The 986-nt window shown below is 51.0% G+C and carries 3 protein-coding genes and 1 pseudogene; all 4 read left to right on the plus strand.

Annotated features, from left to right (window positions below):
- A partial coding sequence (gene priB / locus FQK12_RS27380; RefSeq protein WP_186711219.1) for a primosomal replication protein N occupies positions 1-228 on the plus strand: 228 nt, incomplete at its 5' end.
- A gap of 54 nt (positions 229-282) precedes the next feature.
- Positions 283-369 (plus strand): annotated as a pseudogene (rpsF, locus tag FQK12_RS25280) (30S ribosomal protein S6); the annotation flags it as partial.
- Between the two features lie 5 nt (positions 370-374).
- Complete coding sequence (gene priB, locus FQK12_RS25285; RefSeq protein WP_004098002.1) at positions 375-689, plus strand: primosomal replication protein N; 315 nt, start codon at positions 375-377, stop codon at positions 687-689.
- A gap of 4 nt (positions 690-693) precedes the next feature.
- Positions 694-921, plus strand: coding sequence for a 30S ribosomal protein S18 (rpsR, locus tag FQK12_RS25290; protein ID WP_000135199.1), 228 nt, complete (start codon positions 694-696; stop codon positions 919-921).
- Positions 922-986 lie beyond the last annotated feature (65 nt).

Genomic DNA, 986 nt, shown 5'->3' on the forward strand with positions numbered 1-986 from the left:
GTGCTTGAGCATCGTTCAGTGCAGGAGGAAGCCGGTTTTCACCGGCAGGCATGGTGTCAGATGCCCGTTATTATTAGCGGTCATGAGAACCAGGCCATTACTCACAGTATAACGGTCGGTAGCGCAGTAACCGTTCGAGGGTTCATCTCTTGCCATAAGGCAAAGAACGGCTTGAGCAAAATGGTTCTGCATGCCGAGCAGATTGAATTGATAGATTCTGGAGACTAGCCATATGGCACGTTATTTCCGTCGTCGCAAGTTCTGCCGTTTCACCGCGGAAGNAAAGCGAAAGACGAGCGCCGTGAGCGTCGCGAAGATTTCGCCAACGAAACCGCAGATGATTCTGAAGCTGGGGATTCTGAAGAGTAATCCTGATGACCAACCGTCTGGAGCTGTCCGGCATTGTATGCAGGACTCCACTTCGTAAGGTCAGCCCGTCAGGAATTCCACACTGCCAGTTCGTGCTTGAGCATCGTTCAGTGCAGGAGGAAGCCGGTTTTCACCGGCAGGCATGGTGCCAGATGCCCGTGATAATTAGCGGACACCAGAACCAGGCCATTACTCACAGTATAACGGTCGGTAGCGCAGTAATCGTTCGAGGGTTCATCTCTTGCCACAAGGCAAAGAACGGCTTGAGCAAAATGGTTCTGCATGCCGAGCAGATTGAATTGATAGATTCTGGAGACTAGCCATATGGCACGTTATTTCCGTCGTCGCAAGTTCTGCCGTTTCACCGCGGAAGGCGTTCAAGAGATCGACTATAAAGATATCGCTACGCTGAAAAACTACATCACCGAAAGCGGTAAGATTGTCCCGAGCCGTATCACCGGTACCCGTGCAAAATATCAGCGTCAGCTGGCACGCGCTATCAAACGCGCTCGCTACCTGTCCCTGCTGCCGTACACTGATCGTCATCAGTAATCGGTCACGGTCCATTAATACGACTTTGAGAGGATAAGGTAATGCAAGTTATTCTGCTTGATAAA

Source organism: Klebsiella sp. ME-303 (genome assembly GCF_007910085.1).
Taxonomy (GTDB): Bacteria; Pseudomonadota; Gammaproteobacteria; order Enterobacterales; family Enterobacteriaceae; genus Klebsiella; species Klebsiella michiganensis.

Bases quoted from the DNA above. Each gene is read 5' to 3' on its own strand.
- rpsR (WP_000135199.1), top strand. From the start codon at position 694: ATGGCACGTTATTTCCGTCGTCGCAAGTTCTGCCGTTTCACCGCGGAA.
- priB (WP_004098002.1), top strand. From the start codon at position 375: ATGACCAACCGTCTGGAGCTGTCCGGCATTGTATGCAGGACTCCACTT.